Origin of the sequence: Ruegeria atlantica, assembly GCF_013032455.1 — a bacterium.
Taxonomy (GTDB): Bacteria; Pseudomonadota; Alphaproteobacteria; order Rhodobacterales; family Rhodobacteraceae; genus Ruegeria; species Ruegeria atlantica_B.
Genome location: NZ_WQCF01000003.1, coordinates 163,670 through 182,363, shown reverse-complemented (window position 1 = coordinate 182,363; position 18,694 = coordinate 163,670). Strand labels below are relative to the sequence as shown.

The 18,694-nt window shown below is 57.1% G+C and carries 15 protein-coding genes; 4 read left to right on the top strand and 11 right to left on the bottom strand.

The window, feature by feature from the left end; all coding sequences use genetic code 11:
- Positions 1-36: 36 nt before the first annotated feature.
- The 3 genes from GOW93_RS07755 to GOW93_RS07745 all read right to left on the bottom strand — a co-directional run bounded on the left by GOW93_RS07755 (position 37) and on the right by GOW93_RS07745 (position 5,069).
- On the bottom strand, positions 37-2,523 hold the full coding sequence (locus GOW93_RS07755; RefSeq protein WP_170382848.1) for a penicillin-binding protein 1A: 2,487 nt from the start codon (positions 2,521-2,523) through the stop codon (positions 37-39).
- A gap of 95 nt (positions 2,524-2,618) precedes the next feature.
- Entirely contained in the window at positions 2,619-3,839 is a 1,221-nt protein-coding gene (locus tag GOW93_RS07750) for an N-acetylmuramoyl-L-alanine amidase (protein ID WP_170382846.1), read from the bottom strand.
- Positions 3,840-3,875: 36 nt separating this feature from the next.
- Positions 3,876-5,069, bottom strand: a complete 1,194-nt coding sequence (locus GOW93_RS07745) for a pyridoxal phosphate-dependent aminotransferase (RefSeq protein ID WP_170382844.1) — start codon at positions 5,067-5,069, stop codon at positions 3,876-3,878.
- On the opposite strand from GOW93_RS07745, the gene GOW93_RS07740 reads away from it, so the two are divergent.
- Both GOW93_RS07740 and GOW93_RS07735 read left to right on the top strand, forming a co-directional pair.
- Positions 5,068-6,450, top strand: coding sequence for a M48 family metalloprotease (locus GOW93_RS07740; RefSeq protein WP_170382843.1), 1,383 nt, complete (start codon positions 5,068-5,070; stop codon positions 6,448-6,450). The genes GOW93_RS07745 and GOW93_RS07740 overlap by 2 nt on opposite strands.
- The gene (locus GOW93_RS07735) at positions 6,447-7,205 is read left to right on the top strand and encodes a DsbA family protein (protein ID WP_170382841.1); all 759 of its coding nucleotides are present in this window, start codon (positions 6,447-6,449) and stop codon (positions 7,203-7,205) included. Before GOW93_RS07740 ends, GOW93_RS07735 begins: the two co-directional genes overlap by 4 nt.
- Positions 7,206-7,240: 35 nt before the next feature.
- Here the strand turns inward: GOW93_RS07735 and GOW93_RS07730 are convergent, their stop codons facing one another.
- The 4 genes from GOW93_RS07730 to hemA all read right to left on the bottom strand — a co-directional run bounded on the left by GOW93_RS07730 (position 7,241) and on the right by hemA (position 11,657).
- A complete protein-coding gene (locus GOW93_RS07730) occupies positions 7,241-7,681 on the bottom strand; it encodes a hypothetical protein (protein ID WP_170382839.1) in 441 nt (146 codons plus the stop codon).
- 219 nt (positions 7,682-7,900) lie between these two features.
- The gene (gene ispG / locus GOW93_RS07725) at positions 7,901-9,022 is read right to left on the bottom strand and encodes a flavodoxin-dependent (E)-4-hydroxy-3-methylbut-2-enyl-diphosphate synthase (RefSeq protein WP_170382837.1); all 1,122 of its coding nucleotides are present in this window, start codon (positions 9,020-9,022) and stop codon (positions 7,901-7,903) included.
- Between the two features lie 71 nt (positions 9,023-9,093).
- Complete coding sequence (locus tag GOW93_RS07720) at positions 9,094-10,305, bottom strand: helix-turn-helix domain-containing protein (RefSeq protein WP_170382835.1); 1,212 nt, start codon at positions 10,303-10,305, stop codon at positions 9,094-9,096.
- Positions 10,306-10,433: 128 nt separating this feature from the next.
- Positions 10,434-11,657 (bottom strand): 5-aminolevulinate synthase, encoded by a 1,224-nt coding sequence (hemA, locus tag GOW93_RS07715; RefSeq protein ID WP_170382833.1) that lies wholly within the window; start codon positions 11,655-11,657, stop codon positions 10,434-10,436.
- A gap of 323 nt (positions 11,658-11,980) precedes the next feature.
- Here hemA and GOW93_RS07710 point away from each other — a divergent pair, with 323 nt between their 5' ends.
- A complete protein-coding gene (locus GOW93_RS07710; RefSeq protein WP_170382831.1) occupies positions 11,981-13,366 on the top strand; it encodes a M20/M25/M40 family metallo-hydrolase in 1,386 nt (461 codons plus the stop codon).
- 140 nt (positions 13,367-13,506) lie between these two features.
- Here the strand turns inward: GOW93_RS07710 and lpdA are convergent, their stop codons facing one another.
- The gene (gene lpdA / locus GOW93_RS07705) at positions 13,507-14,901 is read right to left on the bottom strand and encodes a dihydrolipoyl dehydrogenase (RefSeq protein ID WP_170382829.1); all 1,395 of its coding nucleotides are present in this window, start codon (positions 14,899-14,901) and stop codon (positions 13,507-13,509) included.
- Between the two features lie 214 nt (positions 14,902-15,115).
- Between lpdA and GOW93_RS07700 the strand changes: the two genes are divergently transcribed.
- Positions 15,116-15,550, top strand: coding sequence for a hypothetical protein (locus GOW93_RS07700; protein WP_170382827.1), 435 nt, complete (start codon positions 15,116-15,118; stop codon positions 15,548-15,550).
- Here GOW93_RS07700 and GOW93_RS07695 read toward each other — a convergent pair.
- The 3 genes from GOW93_RS07695 to queA form a co-directional block, all read right to left on the bottom strand.
- Positions 15,547-16,125, bottom strand: a complete 579-nt coding sequence (locus GOW93_RS07695; RefSeq protein ID WP_170382825.1) for a DUF924 family protein — start codon at positions 16,123-16,125, stop codon at positions 15,547-15,549. The two genes, GOW93_RS07700 and GOW93_RS07695, sit on opposite strands and share 4 nt — an antisense overlap.
- Before the next feature lie 110 nt (positions 16,126-16,235).
- Positions 16,236-17,507 (bottom strand): MFS transporter, encoded by a 1,272-nt coding sequence (locus GOW93_RS07690; protein ID WP_170382823.1) that lies wholly within the window; start codon positions 17,505-17,507, stop codon positions 16,236-16,238.
- A 112-nt stretch (positions 17,508-17,619) separates the two neighbouring features.
- On the bottom strand, positions 17,620-18,666 hold the full coding sequence (gene queA, locus GOW93_RS07685; RefSeq protein WP_170383203.1) for a tRNA preQ1(34) S-adenosylmethionine ribosyltransferase-isomerase QueA: 1,047 nt from the start codon (positions 18,664-18,666) through the stop codon (positions 17,620-17,622).
- Positions 18,667-18,694 lie beyond the last annotated feature (28 nt).

Genomic DNA, 18,694 nt, shown 5'->3' with positions numbered 1-18,694 from the left:
ACCACAAGACAGCGAAGCCCCGAAACATATCAGTTGTCAGTAAAGGCCGCCGCCCTGTAGATCACCCTGGCTGGCATTGGGGCCAACAGTGATGGTGTCGCCGGTCGAGGTTGTCACCTGACGGCCCGAGCTGGCCTCTTCAAACAGCGGTAGGTCTGATCCCATGGCAAAGCCCCCGTCATAGACGCGGTCGATAAAGCCATCGACACCATCGCGGAAGTATTCGGCCACGACATAGTCGCCGGTCGCATCCGCAGGAAGGCGCGCGCCGCTAAAGCGGTCGATCTTGATAAAGTGGCCTCCCTCGGGCACCTCAAACGGACCACCGCCATATTTCTCGACGGCTTTTTCCATGAAACTCTGGAAGACCGGGCCGCACATGGTGCCACCGTAAGCCCCTCGCCCCATCGGACGCGGGCGATCATAACCAATATAGCAACCCGCCACGATATTTGACGTAAAGCCGATGAACCACGCGTCCTTGGATTCGTTGGTCGTACCGGTCTTGCCCGCTGTTGGTACCGGCAGGTTCACATGGGCCGAAGCCGTACCCCGGTCCACAACGCCCTTCATCATTGAGGTCAACTGATACGCGGTAATCGCGTCCATGACCTGCGAGCGGTTGGTTTCGATGGTCGGAGATTCGTCCGGCTCCAGCCAGGCCGAGTTACAATCCAGACACTGCCGATCGTCGTGGCGATAGATCGTCTTTCCGAAGCGGTCCTGAATACGGTCGACCAGAGTTGGTTCAAGCCGTTCTCCACCGTTGGCGAACATCGCATAGGCGGTTACCATCTTGTAAAGCGTCGTTTCCTCGGATCCCAACGAATTCGCCAGGAAGGCACCCATCCGGTCATAGACGCCGAAGTGTTCCGCATAGCCCGCGACAACCGGCATTGTGACCTCTTGCGCCAGACGGATCGTCATCAGGTTCCGCGACTGTTCGATTCCGGTACGCAGCGGCGTCGGGCCATAGAATTTGTTCGACGAGTTCTTAGGACGCCACAACCCTTGGGGCGTGTTCACCTCAATCGGGGCGTCCACAACGATGGTGGCCGGGCTATAACCACTGTCCAGCGCGGCAGCGTAGACGAAGGGTTTAAAGCTCGAACCCGGTTGGCGCTGCGCCTGCGTGGCGCGGTTGAAAACCGAATCCTGATACGAGAACCCGCCCTGCATCGCCAGAACACGGCCCGAGTTCACGTCCATAGCAACAAAGCCGCCCTGCACTTCGGGCACCTGACGGGCGGACCATTGGCCTTCTTCACCAGCCATCACCAAAATGACATCGCCGCGTTTGAAATTGTCTTGGAAATTGCCCTGCATCCATTGAATGTCCGAGCGCGGAACGGTGCCATTCGCCGGACCATCTTCGATGCCAACGGTGAGGGATTGATCCGCCACGTTCAGCACCACCGCTGGATACCATTGCGTCGGCAGCACCACGTCGCGGGGGATTTCCATGATCGCCAGCGCTTCGCGCCACTGGGATTCATCGGCCAGTTTTTCCTCGGGAATCACCTCACCCGTGCCGCGCCATTTACCGCGTGAACGATCGTATTTCTGCAAGGCCGTACGCAGCGCCCTAGCCGCTTCAACCTGCATTTCCTCATCGACCGAAGCGCGCACGGTAAAGCCGCCGGTAAAGAACTCACCCTCGCCGAAATCCTCGCTCAGTTGGCGGCGGATTTCATCGGTGAAATAGTCACGTGGGGGCAGTGCGGTGCGGAAGCTTTCGAAATCGCCATTCTGGACCGAGCGCAACGGCATGTTGACCTCGGCCTCGTAAGTGGCTTGGTCGATATAGCCGTTCTGCTGCATCTCGCGCAGCACGTAATTGCGGCGCGCCAGCAAGCGATCTTTTTGGCGAACCGGGTGATAGTCTGACGGTGCCTTGGGCATCGCTGCCAAAGTGGCGGCTTCGTGCGGCTCCAGTTCTTGAAGCGTCTTATTAAAATAGGTCTGCGCCGCAGCGGTCACGCCATAAGAGTTCTGACCCAGGAAGATCTCGTTCATGTAAAGTTCGAGGATCTGTTCCTTGTCCAACGTATCCTCAAGCCGGGTGGCTAGGATGATCTCTTTGATTTTGCGTTCTGCGCGCCGATCACCAGACAGCAGGAAGTTCTTCATCACCTGCTGGGTGATGGTGGAGGCACCTCGGACGTTTTCACCTTTGGACTTCACCGCCTCGACACCAGCGGCAATGATCCCGCGCGGGTCATAGCCCTGATGGGTGTAAAAGTTCTTGTCTTCAGCCGAGATAAACGCCTGCTTAACCAGATCGGGAATTTCTTCGGACGGAGTGAACAAGCGTCGCTCTTGGGCGAACTCGTCGATCAAATGCCCCTTACCGGAATAAATCCGGCTGATCGTCGGCGGCTTGTATTGCGCCAGCGATTCATGGCTGGGCAAGTCGCGCCCGTACATCCAAAAGACTGCACCGATCACCAGCGCAGTCATGAAAATACCCAAGGTAACGAGGCTGAAGATCGCCCCGAAAAACGAAAGAATGAAACGGATCACGTTACTGCCTTTTATTCGCGCTGCCGCCTATATAGTGGCGCCCAGGCGCAGGGTCAAAACACGATGGCCAATATTAGCCGGTTTGCGCCGCAGGGTCACTGCCCAATCAGGGACCGTTTGACCAGATCTTCCTGCCGCCATTTCTCCAGCCCGCTCAGAATGCCGCGCGCCATCCCTTTACGCCACTCGGGATTTTTGATGTTTTTCAGGTCTCTGGAACTGGACAAGAAGCCAAGCTCAATCAAAACTGACGGAATATCCGCTGCTTTTAGAACTGAAAAAGATGCCATGCGGATTGGACGGTTGTTCATAGGCCCACCCTGCTGCGTCATGCCATCAGCAATCGCCCGCGCCAGAGCATTGGTGCGGGGCTTGGTTTCCTGCCGCGCAATGTCCAGCAGAACGTCGGCCACCTGATCATCTGCACCGCTTAGGTCTACGCCCGAGATCAGATCGCCCCTGTCGTGCCGCTCGGCCAGCTTGTGGCTGGCCACGTCCGAGGCGTCATCAGCTAGCGTATAGACCGCCGCACCATGTGCCCGACCCTCAGACAGAATATCCGCATGCAGCGAGATGAACACATCCGCCCCCGCCTGATGGGCAAGCGCAATCCGGCGTTCGAGGCTGACGAAATGGTCGTCCACCCGGGTCATCACCACCTGATAACCACCCGCGCGCAGCAGCGCTTCGCGCAGTTCGCGGGCGAAAGTCAGCATCAGGGTTTTTTCATCCGTCCCCCCGGCCTCGGCACCCGGGTCGATACCACCATGACCAGGGTCCAGCATCACCAGCAACGGGCCAGCCCCGTCTCTCCTTGGCCTAACAGGTGTCACCGCCGGTTCCGGCAAATCCCAACCCGGTTGTCGGGGCGCGCCTGCGCTGGCGGTAAAGGTGTCGAAATCTGTGCCGCTCAAGCTAAGCGACAGTCGCGCTGTCCCATCAACCTCATTCACCCTCAGGTCTGACGTTGCCACGGCCAGGGGCGCGCCAAGCTCTAGCACCATACGGGACCAGCCAGGCACATAGGCCCCAAATTTCACACCGCTGATCCGATCGGTTTGCAGGAAACTGTCAGCCTCCAACCCGGTCCAATCGACTTCTTGGAAATCAAGCACCATACGATATGGATCGCGCAGCGTGAACACCCGATAGGGCACACCCTGGCTTAGACCAAGCTCAATCCGCACGCCGGAGCGGCCGTCATCTGTGATACGGCTTTGGTCCGACAACACGCGTGCTAGTGCGCTGAAATCATGCGCGAATGCAGCACCGGTCAGCGCCCAGATCAGCGCGATAGCGTAGAGAATCCTGCTCATGGCCTCAAGTTTTCCCGAGATCGTTTGACCAACAACCTAACGGACCTGAGTGTTTTTGTGAACGGGCGAAGCCGGAGTTGTGATCGCACCGCGTTCTGCCATGAAACGCTGCAGGCGCAGCAGACCCTCCTCGATATCCGCTGATGACCGCGCGTAGGAAAACCGTAGCGTGTGATGTCCGCGGGCAGGGTCGAAATCCAGGCCCGGTGTAACGGCAACCCCGGCCTTGTCCAGAATTTCGGCCGCAAAGGCACGGCTGTCATCGGTCAGATCGGAAACATCGGCGTAAACGTAGAATGCACCATCCGGCGGCGCGATATTAGTGAACCCGGCCTTGGGCAGACCGTCCAGCATCAGGGTGCGATTGCGGCGATAAACGTCCAGATTGGCCTGTAACTCTTCTTCGCAATCCATCGCGGCCAAAGCTGCCAATTGGCTGGCATGAGGGGCGCAGATGAACATGTTCTGGGCAATGCGTTCGACGACGCGCACCTGATCGTCGGGCACGACCATCCAACCGACCCGCCAGCCGGTCATCGAGAAATACTTGGAGAATGAGTTGATCACATAACACTCATCCGTCAGCTCAAGCGCGGTAACTGCTTTGGCCTCGTATTCCAGACCGTGGTAAATTTCGTCGCTGATGAACGAGGCCCCCTGCCCATGCGCCGCCTCGATCAACGCACTCATCGCCACGTGATCCAGCATGGTGCCGGTCGGGTTTGCAGGTGATGCAACCATCAACCCCTGCAGGTCCAACCTAGCAAAGTCTGCTGGCACGGGCTGCAGGCGGTTTTCCGGCGCAGTCGGCAAATCGACTGGCACCAAACCCAAGGCTTTCAGAATCTGCCGGTAGGACGGATAGCCCGGCGCGCCGATGCCGACACGGTCGCCACTGTCGAACAACGCCGTGAACGCCAGCAGAAATCCGCCTGACGATCCGGGGGTAATCACCACGCGTTCAGGGTTCAGGTCGACATCATACCACTCACCGTACAGACGTGCGATCCGTTGCCGCAGCTGAGGCAGGCCCAGGGCAACTGTATAACCCAGCGGGGCGTGTTCCATCGCCTTGGCCAGGGCCTGCACAGCCCCTTTGGGCGCACCCGTACCGGGCTGGCCAACCTCCATGTGGATAATGTGGCGCCCGGCCTCTTCGGCCTTTCGCGCGGCTTCCATCACGTCCATCACGATAAAGGGATCGACCCCGGATCGGGTTGAGTTTCTCATGCCCATCTCCCATGTTGCAACCATGGCTTTTGAACGCTTATCCAGGGTGGCGTCAATCCCGGCCCTGTTGCTGGTGGCAGTAACATGGTTCACAAGTGTTGTCCCTGCGACCGCTCAAAGCCTGATCCGGGATCCTGATATCGAATACGGGCTGCGCGAACTCGCCTTTCCCGTTCTGCGTGCCGCAGGGCTGAACACCAATCGTGTGCGAATTTTTGTGGTCAACAACAGCACGTTCAATGCCTTTGTTATCGACTACAATGCGATCTACTTGAATTACGGGCTGATCCTGACAGTTGAAAGCCCCGAGATGCTGCAGGCCGTCATCGCCCACGAGGCCGCGCATATCGCCAACGGCCATCTGGCCCGACGTGTGGAAAATCTGCGGGCGGCGAACCGAAACGCAGGATACGGAACCGCATTGGCGCTTATCGCCGCGCTTGCAGGCGGCGGCGAAGCTGCTGCCGGGATCGCCGCCGGCACCCAAAGCGCGGCCCTGCGCAGTTTTCTGGGCCATACCCGTGCCGAGGAATCCTCGGCCGACCGCAGTGCGGCCAGCTATCTCAGATGGGCCGGGATTTCACCTTCGGGAATGGTCGCATTGCACCGGAAATTCGCGGGACAGGAGTTGCTGAGCACCATCAATCAGGATCCCTATATGCGCTCGCACCCCACCAGCCGCGAGCGTCTGCGCGCGGCTGAGGCGTTTATGGCCGAATATGGCGACTGGTCAAAATCCGACCCGAATGCGGATTATTGGTTTGCTCGGGTAAAAGGTAAACTATCGGCTTTTCTCAGATCGCCTACATGGACCATGCGGCGCTCCAAAGAGGAAAGCGCAAAGGATGTCCGCCTGATGCGCGAGGCTGCAGCCTATCACCAGAACCACGATCTGGCCAATGCACGCGCAGCGATTGACGGCGCATTGGCCATCCGCCCGAACGATCCGTTCTATTATGAACTCAAGGGCCAGATCCTGTTAGAGAACCGTCAGGTGAAAGACGCGATAACTGCGTACGGAAATGCGGTTGAAATGGCGCCGAACGACGCATTGATCCTTGCAGGGTACGGGCGCGCCCTGCTGGCACAAGGTCAGACGAAGAACGCCCTGCAAGCGCTTGAAAAAGCACGACAGAGAGATTACCGAAACGTCCGCCTGCTGCAGGACCTTGGTGTCGCATATGCGAAAACTGGCAACAACGGCATGGCCTCGGTTGTGACGGCAGAACGATATGCCTTGCAGGGCCGCTTGGCTGATGCTGGTATTCATGCAAAACGAGCCGTCAGGCTGTTACCCGAAGGCTCACCGGGTTGGCAAAGGGCGCAGGATGTGCTGATTGCCTCGGAACGAGCTGATAAATCAAAAAGGAAACGGAAATGATCCTCAGACATGCAGCACCCGCCCTTCTGGGGCTTTCCATGATTACAGGCCCGGCTCATGCGCTGGATCTGAATGCGCTTAGCGAGGCAGAGAAAGCGGAATTTGGCGCGCAGGTAAGGGAATACCTACTGGAAAATCCCGAAGTGATAATCGAAGCAATTAACGTCCTCGAACAGCGTAACGCCATTGCCGAGGCCGCCGCGGATCAAGAGCTGGTCGCTGCCAATGCCGACGAAATTTTTGATGATGGCTTTAGCTGGGTTGGAGGCAACCCCGATGGTGACATCACATTGGTTGAATTCATGGATTACCGCTGTGGCTATTGCCGCCGTGCGGTGCCCGAAGTGACCGAACTACTGGCTGCCGATGGTAACATTCGATTGGTGATCAAGGAATTCCCGATCCTCGGGGATGCCTCGGTCCTGTCTTCGCGCTTTGCCGTTGCGACCAAGCAAGTGGCCGGCGATGACGCCTATAAACAGGTGCATGACGCGCTGCTGGAATTCAGCGGCGAACCAAACGAAATCTCTTTGCGCCGGATTTCAGATGGATTGGGGCTGGATACTGACACAATCATCACGGCGATGGACAGCGATGAAGTCACGGAAGAAATCGCTCAGACACGCCAACTGGCGCAAAAGCTGCGGATTTCGGGCACGCCTTCGTTTGTCCTGGGCACCGAAATGCTGCGCGGCTTCCTGCCTGCCGAGCAGATGTTGCAGATCGCCAATGCAGTTCGTGCTGAACAGGGTTGACTGGATTGGGGCGGTCCATCCGCCCCTATTTCAATTTAGTCGTAAGGATACGGCGCGTTGCATTTCATGGACACAACCCAGGTTGGGGCACCGTCTGTCCTGAAATCAGTCGCCGGGACCGACTCTCCTTTAATACCGGCAGGAATGATATCGCGCCCCTGCCGCTGGCTCTCTGCCAGAATCGCCTGTAAATCCTGAGGGTTAGTGTACTTGCGGATTCCAGTGTTCTCGGGGATCGGGCCAGACGGGCAATAGGTCGCGCGTGCGATCTGTTGTGCAAACGCAAATGCAGCCCTCGAGTCCCGACCGTCCCGCAATGACAAAGCGACCCGAGACGCCAGCTGCGGATCAACCGTCATGACAGGTGTAAGGGTTCCTTTTGGTTTCCCCCTGCCGCCCGAGCTGATCCGAACATCGGCGTGCGTTGTGGTGCCATTATCGTTTAACCCTGACACGTCGACGGACAAATACCCCATCTGCGTTCCCTGCGTCGGCGGAACCGGGACATTAATAAAGCTAGGTCCTCTATCGAAGTCGCTCGAAGGGCTGCTGCATGCGGCCAATGCGGTAGCCAGCAGCCCCGCGTAAATCGCGTTGAGTTTCAATGTGCTCTTGTCCTGAAATTCGTTTCTTTGCCGCTAATAAAAACGGCAATTCAGGCCAGAACATGGCATCAGGCGGTGAAATTCAGAAACCTACTCGGCAGCTTCAGCCGCAGCGTCCAATTCAGCCGCCTTCTTCTCGACCTCTTCCACGATATGGTCGACCATCTGATCGTTGGACATTTTGTGGCTGGCTTTCCCGGCCAGATAGACCATGCCCGAACCTGCGCCTCCGCCAGTAAAGCCCACATCAGTCATTAGCGCCTCACCGGGGCCGTTTACCACACAGCCAATGATCGAAAGGCTCATCGGGGTTTTGATGTGTTCCAAGCGCTGCTCCAGCGCTTCCACCGTCTTGATCACATCAAACCCCTGACGCGCGCAGGACGGGCATGAGATGATATTCACGCCGCGATGGCGCAGGCCCAGAGATTTCAGGATCTCATAACCAACCTTGACCTCCTCAACCGGGTCGGCGGACAAGCTGACGCGGATCGTGTCACCGATACCCATCCACAGCAGGTTGCCCAAACCGATTGCCGATTTGATGGTGCCAGACACCAGACCTCCGGCTTCGGTAATGCCCAGATGTATGGGCGCATCGGTGGCCTCGGCAATGCCCTGATAAGCAGCAGCCGACAGGAACACATCGCTGGCCTTCACACTGATCTTGAATTCGTGGAAATCATTGTCCTGCAAAATGCGGATATGCTCCAGCCCGCTTTCGACCATCGCCTCGGGGCACGGCTCGCCGTATTTCTCAAGCAGGTGCTTTTCCAGAGAGCCCGCATTCACCCCGATCCGGATCGAGCAAGAATGGTCGCGCGCGGCCTTGATGACCTCTTTCACACGCTTCTCATCGCCGATATTGCCCGGATTGATCCGCAGACAGGCGGCACCGGCCTCGGCGGCCTCGATCCCGCGGCGGTAGTGAAAGTGGATATCGGCAACGATCGGCACCGGGCTTTCGCGGACGATCTCTTTCAAGGCTTTCGACGAGGCCTCATCCGGGACCGAAACGCGCACGATATCCGCGCCAGCTTCGGCAGCGGCCTGTACCTGCGCCATGGTCGCCGCCACGTCGGTCGTCAGGGTGTTGGTCATGGTCTGCACCGCTATCGGCGCGTCACCCCCGATGGGAACATCCCCGACCATGATCTGACGAGATTTGCGGCGGTAGATATTGCGCCACGGGCGAACGTGATTGAGCGACATAAGGACGGATCCAAGGCAACCTGAGTTGCGTCTTTAGATAGTCCGGCTAGTGGACCATCGCAATGGCTAGATCACTCGGCGGGTTCTTCGGAAACCTGCGCCTTAAGTTCGGCCACCAATTGTTTGAGCGCGCTGTTCTGTTCGGCCTCAAGATCGGCAACGGCATAGGCCTCTGCAACGGCATCCTTAGACAGGACCACGCCCTTTGCTACGGTCCCTGGCGTACCAACAGGCCCGAAATGCTCTCCGTTCATCGAGAAAAAGACCGACCCCGCAGCACCGGCGCGAAGCAATGGCGGTTCTTCGGTCAGAGGCACCTCAAACACACTGCCCTGCTCGACCGTGCCAAGCGTGCCTTCGAAAATCACACTGCCATCAGCGGCCGTAACCCGCATCCAGGCAGGATCAACCGCGACAATCTTGAGCGTTGTATCAATCTGCTCGACCACTTGTGGCAAAGCCGGGCGCTCAACAGTGTGAACTTCGGCCACTTCAATCTTTGGCGGTTCCTCTGGAAGGAAGGTGCCAACCTTGCGTGGATCGAGTGTGGAAATTGGCGCGTCGCGTGCGACTAGAACCGGAACGTCCAGCGCCTGCGGGCGGTACAGGCGGTCAAGCGCCTCGGCACTGGGTGTATCTGCAACAGCTACATCGGTGTCGACACTAGCGCGCGCCGCATCCAAAGGATCAAGATCAGCCAGAACCACCGGCGCCTGTTCAACCGGGCTGACCTGCACTTGCTGAATCTTGTTAAGAACTGACCAACCGCCGTATCCAATTCCGCAGATGACTGCAATTAGCACCAGCGATGACCCAATAGCCCGCGGTTCAATCTGGCTGACGATGGATTGCTTACCCGGAATGTAAGGGGTGTTAGGCGAGATAAACGGATCGCGTCCCATTGGCCCGCGAGCCGGCAAATCGCCCGAAGGTTTCCGCACGACCGACGCTTCGGCGGACATACCATGCGCGACCTCAAATCCGCTTTCCTTGCAGAATGCAACAAAGGTCTCATCCGGGTTCATTCCCAGATAGCGAGCATAAGAACGCACATACCCGGCAATAAAGCCGGGTGTGTCGAATGCGTCTGGATCGGCATCTTCGATGGCAGCGATGTAATTGGCTTTGATCCGCAGCTCGCGCTGTACATCTAAAAGTGACTTGCCCATGGTGGCACGTTCACCGCGCATCATGTCGCCAAGACGTACCTCATAATCGTCATAACCCTTAGGTCTAACGTCGGTATCGCCCTTGGAATCGCGCTGAGATCTGCGCCCAATCATCCCTGCTGCCCCATTCTGCCTGCGCGTGTTTCACGCTAACGGCGAATCGCCCCATTAACGATTCGTCCGTTGATTTTGTTAGCTTAAGCTTAGCACATAGCAAACACGATGCACACTTAGGCGTGAGGTTAACCCGCAAGTTCGGCGCGATTTAGCGCACAATGTGACCAAAGTTCGTCCATCGCCTGCACCAGACGGTTCATTTCATCAGGTCCATGTACTGGCGACGGCGTAAAGCGCAAACGCTCGGTTCCGCGTGGAACGGTCGGGAAATTGATCGGCTGTACATAAATTCCAAAGTCCTCCAGCAGTCGATCGCTTAGGATCTTGGTGTGCACCGGATTGCCAACGATCACTGGCACGATGTGACTGCCGTGGTCGATCAAAGGTAGACCCAACCCTTTCAACCGAAGCTTGAGTATCTTGGCTTGGGTTTGATGCTGTTCGCGCAATTCCGGTGCCGTTTTGAGGTGGGCAACAGAGGCAGCTGCCCCCGCCGCGACCGCAGGCGGCAACGACGTGGTAAAGATGAACCCCGGCGCATAAGAGCGCACGGCATCACACATTTTCTCGCTTGCCGCGATATAACCGCCCATCACACCGTAAGCCTTGGCCAGAGTGCCGTTGATGATGTCGATACGATGCGCCAGGTTGTCCCGCTCTGTGACGCCCCCACCTCGCGGGCCGTACATACCAACGGCGTGCACTTCGTCGATATAGGTCAGAGCGCCAAATTCGTCAGCGAGATCACAAATCGCTTCTATAGGGCCGAAATCCCCATCCATCGAATAGACCGACTCGAAAGCGATCAGTTTAGGAGCGTTCGGATCATCGGCCTCGAGCAACTCGCGCAGATGGTCCAGATCGTTGTGGCGGAAGATGCGCTTGGCGCCACCGTTGCGACGAACACCTTCGATCATCGAGGCGTGATTCAATGCATCGGAATAAATAATCAGACCGGGGAACAGCTTGGGCAGCGTGCTCAATGTTGCGTCATTCGCAATATAGGCGCTGGTGAACAGCAGCGCGGCCTCTTTGCCATGCAAATCAGCCAGTTCAGCCTCAAGCCTTTTGTGATAGACCGTGGTGCCCGAGATATTCCGCGTACCGCCTGAGCCAGCACCGGTTGCATCTACGGCATCGTGCATCGCATCCAGAACAACCGGATTTTGCCCCATGCCCAGATAGTCATTGCCACACCACACCGTGATGTTCTGCTGCGACCCGTCAGGGCGCGTCCGCACAGCATGCGGGAAATGGCCATTGCGGCGTTCGATGTCTATGAAGGTCCGGTAACGTCCTTCATCATGCAGCCTGGCAATCGCTGTATCGAGCTGAGCAGTATAGTCCACCGGTGTCTCCTTACCTGCCCGACCAATGCCGCCATCGACCGGACATCCTGTTCTGACGCCTGCATCGGATGAATCCGAGTGAGCGCCGATGCGTTCCCTTGTGCCCATCACGTATAAACAACATTGGGATCACATATTTGATTTGCATCAAATATCCCGTCGCACTGGTTCCGACAAGTAAAGTTACGGCTATCGGACGCGAGGAAACGACGCAGGCCTGTGCCAGCGTTTCCGATATTATACCACATTCCCTTCAAAGCGCACTGGACGCCGCTGGTGGCGCTGATAGGGTTCCGGCAAATCTTAAGAAGCAGGAGTACCCTATGTCGCTGGACGCTGTTCTGAACCGTATTGACGACGATCTGCAAACCGCGATCGACCGCCTGATGGAACTGCTGCGCATTCCGTCGATTTCCACCGACCCGGCCTACAACGCGCAGGTGGATCAGGCCGCCGATTGGCTGGTGGCCGATTTGCAAAGCATTGGCATCGCAGCGGAAAAGCGTGAAACAACCGGCCACCCGATGGTTGTCGGCCATGTCGGAGAAGATAGCGACGCGCCTCATGTCCTGTTCTACGGACACTATGACGTGCAACCTGTTGACCCTCTGGATTTGTGGAACCGCGACCCCTTCGACCCGGCCATCGAAGACACCGAGAACGGCCCGGTCATTCGGGGCCGAGGGTCTTCGGATGACAAAGGGCAACTGATGACCTTTGTCGAAGCCTGCCGGGCGTGGAAAGCGGTAAACGGCACCCTGCCTTGCCGCATCACCTTTTTCTTCGAAGGCGAAGAGGAATCGGGCTCTCCGTCCCTTGTGCCGTTCCTGCGCGAAAACGCGGCCGAATTGAAAGCGGACCTGGCATTGGTCTGCGACACCTCAATGGTGTCACGCGGTGTGCCGTCCATTGCATCGCAGCTGCGTGGGATGCTCAAGGACGAATTTACCATCATCGGTCCGCGCATCGACCTGCACTCGGGCCATTATGGCGGTCCCGGCCTGAATCCGCTGCGGGAACTGTCGAAGATCGTCGCCTCGTTCTATGACGATGAAACCGGGCGCGTCGCGGTGGAAGGCTTCTATGAAGGTGTCCACGAAGTGCCCGCCAACCAGCTGCGCCAATGGGAAAACTGCGGGTTCGACGAGGCTGAGTACCTGAACTCGGTCGGCTATTCTCAGCCGCACGGCGAAAAGGGCTACTCGACATTGGAACAGCAATGGGCGCGCCCAACGCTCGAGGTCAACGGCCTTTGGGGTGGCTACAATGGCGCTGGGTCGAAAACGGTTATCCCGTCACAAGCCCACTGCAAGATCACCTGCCGCCTGGTCGGAGATATGGACCCCGACGCTCTGCGCACCAAGATCCGCAAACATGTGGAACAGCGCCTGTCGCCCGACGCCAAGGTCGAATGGGACAACGATCTGGAGGGATCTCCGGCTTCGGTCATGAACCTCGACCGCCCCGAATTCGAGGCTGCACGCGGTGCCCTTTCCGATGAATGGGGGCGCGAGGCTGTCTTCACCGGTATGGGCGGTTCAATCCCGGTTGTGGGCTACTTCAACACCGAACTCGGGCTGGATTCGATGCTGGTCGGTTTTGCCAATGATGACGACGCCATCCATTCACCGAATGAGAAGTACGACGTGAAAAGCTTTCACAAAGGCATCCGGTCTTGGGCCCGCATTCTGGATGCGCTGAGCCGATAAGCTTTATGCGAGGCTCTGCCTCGCGCTCCGGGATATTTCCCGCCAGATGAAGTACGGATCCCATGCTTCATCTGGCCATAAATATCCCGAGGGAGTCGCCCAAAGGGCGGCGGGGGCAGAGCCCCCTACCCTAGCTCTGATCACATATGGATGACTTTACCATAAGCATCCAAAACGCTTTCATGCATCATTTCTGACAGCGTTGGATGCGGGAAGACCGTGTTCATCAGGTCTTCTTCCGTTGTCTCCAATTGGCGACCAACCACATAGCCCTGAATCAATTCAGTCACCTCGGCGCCGATCATATGCGCGCCCAGCAACTCGCCTGTTTTGGCATCGAAAACCGTCTTGATCAGACCTTCAGGCTCACCCAGAGCGATGGCTTTGCCGTTGCCGATGAAGGGGAAGCGGCCCACTTTGATGTCATAGCCCAGTTCCTTGGCTTTCGCCTCAGAGTACCCGACCGAGGCCACCTGCGGCTGACAATAGGTGCAGCCCGCAATGCTTTCCGGTTTCACCGGGTGCGCATGTTTGCCTGCAATCAGTTCGGCGACCATGACGCCTTCGTGGCTTGCCTTGTGGGCCAGCCACGGTGCGCCCGCGGTATCGCCAATGGCATAAAGACCTTCAACTCCGGTCCGGCAGAACTCATCGGTGACCACATGGGTGCGGTCGATCTTCACGCCCAGAGCTTCAAGCCCCAGGTTTTCGACATTACCCACGATACCAACCGCCGAGATCACAGTGTCAAAGTCGTGTTTCTCGACCTTGCCCTTCACCTCGATATGCGCGGTGACCTTGCCCTTGGCGCGGTCCAACTGCTTGACCATCGCTTTTTCCATGATGGTCATGCCCTGCTTGGTGAAGGCTTTCTTGGCGAAGGCGCTGATTTCGGCATCTTCAACCGGCAGCACACGGTCCATGACCTCGACCACGGTCGTATCTGCGCCCAGCGTGTTGTAGAAGCTGGCGAATTCGATGCCGATCGCGCCCGAGCCGATGACCAGAAGTTTCTTGGGCATGCGCGGCGGTTGCAGCGCGTGCTTGTAAGTCCAGACCAGATCACCGTCGGCCTCAAGCCCTGGCAGTTCGCGCGCGCGTGCACCCGTGGCCAGAACGATATTCTTGGCCGTCAGCTCCTCGGTGCCTTTGTCCGTCTTGACCGAGACCTTACCCTTGGCGGGGATCGTGGCCTCTCCCATTACCACGGTGACTTTGTTTTTCTTCAGCAGGTGACCGATACCACCCGAAAGCTGCGCCGCAACGCCGCGAGAGCGCTTTACAACAGCGTCCAGATCATAGCCGATCTTGTCCGCCTTAAGGCCAAAGTCCTTGGCACGCTCCATCAGGTGGAACACTTCGGACGAACGCAAAAGCGCTTTGGTAGGGATACATCCCCAGTTCAAGCAGATACCGCCCAGATGCTCACGTTCAACAACGGCGGTTTTCAGGCCCAGTTGCGCGGCACGAATAGCAGCCACATATCCGCCCGGACCAGCGCCGATTACGATCAGATCAAAAGATTGTGCAGCCATTTTCCCTCTCGGCACAGGTCGTGTAAAATTTAGTTTACCATTAAACTAAATTTCACAATGCATCAATATGGTCAGCCCGCGACAAAAGCGACGACGGGTCAACAACGGTAAATTAGGCAGAATTAAGCCTATACCGGGCATTCATCAAAGGCTAGAACCAAGTTACCGAGCCCACCCGCTCTTTCCCAAACACAAGTCATTTGAAAGGGTTATCATGGTCAATACACTTAAGGATCTGTTTCTTGCCCTGTTGAACGCCACTCTTATTCTGGTTGCTCTCTGTTTGTTTCTGGGGTGGAAGCTGGCGTCGACTGTGGAAGGTATCACCACTTCTTTTGCGGAAAAGGTTCAGATCGTCTCGCCGCTAAAGGAAGAAATTCGAGGTGTTCGGGGTGAGTTGACGGCTCTGCGCAGCGATCTTTCCAGTATTCAAACGAACGGCGGCGTCACCGACAGCGCCACAGCAGGGCGAGTTTTTGCTGCGCTGGCTAAGCTGGATCAACTGGAACAGAAAATGCAGGCTACTCAATCCCGCATTTCCGAGATCACGGAATCCCCTGACGCGCTAATAAACAGTGCAATAGAAAAAACGGCCGACAAAATTGCCGACCGCATAATCGCAATCAGGGGGTGCGAGCCGTCGACTTAACCGGCAGCCTGCAACTCGCGAACAGTGGCGCCATAACCACCCATATTCACATAGGTTACTTCGTTCTCGGTCATCGGACGCTCAAGCGCCTCGTTCCGATAGGGGAAGCGGCCAAACTTGCGGATCACTTCGCGATGCGCCCGTGCATGCAACAGGTTTCTTTGATCACTGCCTGTCATGTTCTGGCACATCAGACGCACACAACGTTCCTGATCACACAGATTTTCCGAATGCATCATCGGCAGGTAAAAGAACTGCCGGGCAGGTTCGTCAATCTTCAGATCCCAGCCCTTGTCAACCGCACACTTTGCGACCGAAAGTGCAGCGCGATCAGAAGCGAAAGCCTTTGCACTGCCCCGGAACATATTACGCGGAAATTGATCCATTAGGATGATGTAGGCAAGTGAACCGCTGGGATAGGTCATCCAAAGGGAAAACTTTCCTTCACTCGCGGCCTCCCAGGTTGTCAAAAACCTTTCGCGAATTTCGGCATCCAAGGCATCGTCCTGTAGATACCATCCCTTGGGACCAATCTCATCTAACCAAAAACTCAATACTTCTTCAGGACTTACCATTGCCCTAAACTCCGTCGTGTTGCCCTCCCCAGGCACGTAAGAGTATTAAATGCTGTTTTACAGATTTGTTACAGTAAAAAATTGCAACATTGGCGACATAATCGTGTGTCTTAGGCAACATCTTGCGATTCCTGCTCGGCTTCGGCGGCTTCGATGGCCACTTCCTGCGCAACTTCGAAGGCAACCGGAGAGGCCGTTGGATAGACCGGAGACATGGTACCCGTCTCATCGATCGGGATCGCGGCGCGCTGTGTCATACGGTAGAGCGCATAGACAGCCATCGTGACCAACAGAGCGGCGATGAACAGAAAGAAACCCGGCGGACCGAAGATGGCATCTCCCATAAGCCAACCGGTGATGAGTGGCCCTGCAATGGCGCCAAGCCCGTTGATGAACAACAGCCCGCCCGAAGCAGCAGCCATGTCTTCGTGGTTGAGGAAGTCGTTCGCGTGCGCGATCAGTAGTGAATAAAGCGGGTTTGACATGCCGCCGATAAAGAAAGCCGCGCCCAAAAGGACCGGAAAAGTGACCCCGAACAGCATACCCACCACAGCAGCGCACGCCCCCACCCCGGCAACCAGCATGATCAGAAAGCGGCGATCCATGCGATCTGACATCCAGCCCAGCGGGTATTGCAGCACCAAGGCGCCGATATAGAAAGTTGCGATAAAGGTCGAAATCTCAACCAGCGTCAGGTCCGCGCGCGCTCCATAAACCGAAGCCATGCCGAACTGGGCCGAGAATACGCCGCCCAGAAGGAACATACCTACGCAGCCTAGCGGGGAGCTATTGAACAATTCGCGCAAGGTCATCGGTTTTGTTGTGTCAAACGCGGGCGTTGGCGAGATCGACAGCAAAATTGGCGCAAAAGAAACTGAAACCAGAATGGACGCGATAACGAAGGTATCGAACCCAGCCGGGTCGCCCAACAGCACCAGCCCCTGAGCGCTGATAATCCCCGTCATCTGGAAGATCATATAAAGCGACAGGGCCTGTCCGCGGTTCTCGTTACTCGCTGCATTATTGAGCCAGCTTTCCGCGGTGACATATACTCCAGAAAAGCAGAACCCTATCACGACGCGCCCCAAAATCCAGACAACCGGGTTGGTCATCAATGGGTACATGATCATGACGGCTGAAATGAACGAAGCCAGTGCAGCAAACACCCGGACATGTCCGACACGCCGGATCATCTCGGGTGCCAGGCGTGAACCGCCCAGAAAACCCATAAAATAAGCCGACATTACGAGCGACATCTCTAGGGTCGAAAAGCCCTCGATCTCACCCCGAACACCTAGGATCGTACCCTGAAGGCCATTCCCGACCATCAACAAGCCCATACCAAGCAAAAGCGCCCACGCGCTGGAAAGGACCTGAATCATTGGGGCCTCCGTAAAATGCCAAACTATACTATGGATTCGTTTTGATATGAAAAACGGCTCTGGTCATGCTTGTCTACGACAATGACATAGAACGATCCCGACAACGCGCCCTTTATGGGATCAAAAGCGACGCGTCACCGTAGGAAAAGAACCGATATTTCCGTTCAATCGCATGCGCATAGACGTCGCGCATCCGATCCTGCCCCATCAGGGCCGAGACCAGCATCAGCAAGGTGGATTTAGGCAGATGAAAATTGGTCATCAAGGCGTCTGTCACGTGAAACTCGAAACCCGGATAGATGAAGATATCTGTGTCACCTTCCCACGGTTCGATCTGTCCAGAGCGCGCTGCACTTTCGATCAGACGCAGGGCTGTTGTGCCAACCGGGATGACTCGACCGCCTGCGGCCTTGGTCGCGCGAATTTCTTCGGCCGCGGTGGCGCTGACCCGCCCCCATTCGGCGTGCATCTTGTGGGTGGTCACGTCTTCGACCTTGACCGGCAGAAAAGTACCCGCACCAACATGCAGCGTCACATGGCTGAGCGTTACCCCGCGCGCCGAAAGCGCCTGCATAAGCGCATCGTCGAAATGCAACGAGGCCGTCGGGGCCGCGACTGCGCCAGAGTTACGCGCCCAAATGGTCTGATAATCCGTCTTGTCTTGCTCGTCCGCTGGGCGTTTTGCAGCAATATATGGCGGCAAAGGCATCGCGCCTGCCTGCTCAAGCGCCGTGTCGAAATCGTCGCCTGTAAGGTTGAACCGCAGATAGGCCTGTCCGTCTTCAATCCGGTCCAGCGTGGCACCGAGATCGTCAGAGAAAACGATCGTTTCGCCAATCTTGACCTTTTTCAAAGGCTTGATCAGCGAGCTCCATGTGCCGTCGGCCTGCGGCTCCAACAATGTTGCTTCAATCGCAGCGGCCACCGGCCCTTGGGCGCTGTCGCGGTGCCGGCGCCCGCTCAGACGCGCCGGGATCACACGGGTATCATTCAACACCAGCCGGTCACCGGGTTGCAGCCAATCAGGCAGATCATAGACATGCGCGTCGGACAACGCGTCACCATTGGCCACCAGCAGTCGCGCCGACGACCGCGGGCTCGCGGGCCGTGTGGCAATCAGGTCTTCGGGCAAGTGGAAATCAAAATCGCTGAGTTTCATGGCCGCGCCATACAGCGCCTTGGCAGAT